The following is a 2,416-nucleotide window of genomic DNA, read 5'->3' on the forward strand; positions in this document are numbered from 1 at the left end:
CTCATCGGTGAAGCGGGCATTGTCAGTACTACAGCTCTGCAGATGGAATCTAGCGTGGGCAAGACGCAGGACGCCGTCTCGGGGATGCTAGGGCTGTTCTTCTCCGACGAAGGAGATATTCAGGCGATGGTAGGGCACTCGCGGCATGTAATAGAAGTCATCCAGGAGCTTCGTCAGAGCGGTGAAAGAGCAACTGCAGGGGCTGTGGATCTCAAAACGGCGATGCAGCAAATTACTGGCAATGCTCAGGATGTCTCGGTCGCACTGAGCGATCAGGCGGAGAGTATTGCACAGGCGGGGCAGGCAACCAAAGAGCTAAGCACGATGGTTCTGGGGCTGAAAGAGCTGGCTGGATCACTGCAAAACGCAGCTCAGATGGACCCAAGCTGATGCCAAAAATACGAGTGTTTCTCGCAGATGATGCGGTGGTGGTGCGTCGTATTCTCACGGATACGCTCGCTAGCGATCCTGATATCGAGGTGGTGGGAACTGCCCCAAACGGCAAGATTGCACTGGCTAAGCTTGCACAGCTCAACCCCGATCTTGTAATTCTAGATGTGGAAATGCCGGAGATGGACGGTCTGGAGACTCTCAAAGAGATCCGCAAGACCCAGCGCCTGCTTCCAGTGATCATGTTCAGCACACTGACACAGCGAGGAGCGGCGGCGACTTTAGATGCCCTAAGCGCTGGCGCGTCGGATTATGTCACCAAGCCCGCCAATGTGGGCAGTGTCAGCGCGGCAATGCAGACCATTCGTGAGACTCTGATCCCGAAGATCAAGCTCTTCACCCGGCGCGGCACGACTTTTGACCCGGCAGCGCTGGCACTGAAAAAGCCTTTACTCGTGACGACAAGCGCACGGAGCACACGCCTGAGTGAGCGGGTGGAGATCCTGGCGATTGGGACTTCTACTGGCGGGCCGGACGCGCTCAATAGCCTTCTGCCCCAGCTCCCCGCAGACTTTCCTGTGCCTGTTTTGATTGTCCAGCACATGCCTCCGATGTTCACCAATCTCCTCGCCAAGCGCCTCAACTCTCGCTGTGCGATTACAGTGACTGAGGCAACGAGTGGGATGCTACTGGAGCCAGGAAAAGCCTGGGTCGCGCCCGGCGACTTTCACCTGGGGCTGGAGCGCACTGATGACAAGCTCTACACCCGTGTCTTTGTGGGGCCGCCAGAGAACTCCTGCCGTCCCGCCGTGGATGTGATGCTGCGCTCGGTGGCACAGCACTTTGGTGGGGGCTGTCTCACGGTGATCTTAACCGGAATGGGGCAAGATGGTCTGCGGGGCTGCGAGGCCGTGAGCAGTGCGGGGGGACAGATCGTGGTGCAAGATGAGGCCAGTAGCGTGGTCTGGGGAATGCCAGGGTTTGTCGCACAGGCGGGGCTTGCCAGTCATGTTCTTCCGCTGGATGAGATTGCCAGCGAGGTCCTGCGCCGGGTCATGCGGGGGCGCGTCCGTAGCACGCTGGGTAGCCGGTCCTTAGGAGCCGCTGCATGAGCCCTCTCACGAAGGCGGACTTCGATTATATCTGCGACCTGGTCTATAAGCGCTCCGCGATAGTTCTGGACTCAAGAAAGGAGTATCTAGTGCAGTCGCGGCTGGCCTCGGTGGCAAACCAGAACGGCTGCGCCTCGCTTGCGGAGCTCGTGACAGGGCTGCGCACTCAGCCCAGTGGACGGCTCTCACAGATGGTTGTCGAAGCCATGACCACCAATGAGACATCGTTCTTCCGAGACCTCCATCCCTTTGAGGCGCTGAAGAAAGTGGTGATCCCGGAGCTACTTGCCAAGCGTCCCGGTGAGCCACACGTCATGATCTGGTGCGCGGCGGCCTCGTCGGGGCAGGAGCCCTATAGTATTGCTTTACTGCTGCGTGAGCATTTTCCCCAGATCCCTCAGGGCAATGTCCGCATTATCGCCACCGATCTCAATACGCAAGTGCTGGAGCAGGCGCGCCAGGGAATCTACAACCAGATCGAAGTGAATCGAGGGCTTCCGGTCACGATGCTCATGCGGTACTTTGAGAAATCCGGCGTCAACTGGCAGCTCCGTGAGGATATTAGGCATATGGTTGAGTTTCGCGAGTGTAATCTCATCCAGCCCTGGCCGCTAATTCCTTCTGTGGACATTTTGTTTCTGCGCAATGTCTTGATCTATTTCGATCAAGAGACCAAGAAATCCATTCTCGCCAAAGTACGCCGCACCCTCAAGCCCGACGCAGCCCTCTTTCTGGGGGGGGCAGAGACAACAATGAATATTGATGATTGCTTTGAGCGCGTTCCTCTAGAAAAGACCGCCTACTACCGCGTCCGAAAGGCGACATAGCGGCCTCTTTCAGGCAAACTTGCTGGCAAACGGGTGGGGTTGGCGATAGGATGAGGGCCCATGTCCGACTCTCCCAAGCCTTCGCCC

Annotated in this window: 3 protein-coding genes; all 3 read left to right on the forward strand. The window is 57.7% G+C overall.

The window, feature by feature from the left end; all coding sequences use genetic code 11:
• The coding region (locus ACH2EH_RS01130) for a hypothetical protein (protein WP_395137978.1) at positions 1–390 on the forward strand (390 nt) is incomplete at its 5' end.
• Positions 390–1,502, forward strand: coding sequence for a chemotaxis response regulator protein-glutamate methylesterase (locus ACH2EH_RS01135; protein ID WP_395137979.1), 1,113 nt, complete (start codon positions 390–392; stop codon positions 1,500–1,502). The genes ACH2EH_RS01130 and ACH2EH_RS01135, both read left to right, overlap by 1 nt.
• Entirely contained in the window at positions 1,499–2,329 is an 831-nt protein-coding gene (locus tag ACH2EH_RS01140; protein ID WP_395137981.1) for a CheR family methyltransferase, read from the forward strand. The genes ACH2EH_RS01135 and ACH2EH_RS01140 overlap by 4 nt, the downstream gene beginning before the upstream one ends.
• The last annotated feature ends 87 nt before the right edge of the window (positions 2,330–2,416 follow it).

This window comes from Armatimonas sp., assembly GCF_043760365.1.
Classification (GTDB): Bacteria; Armatimonadota; Armatimonadia; order Armatimonadales; family Armatimonadaceae; genus Armatimonas.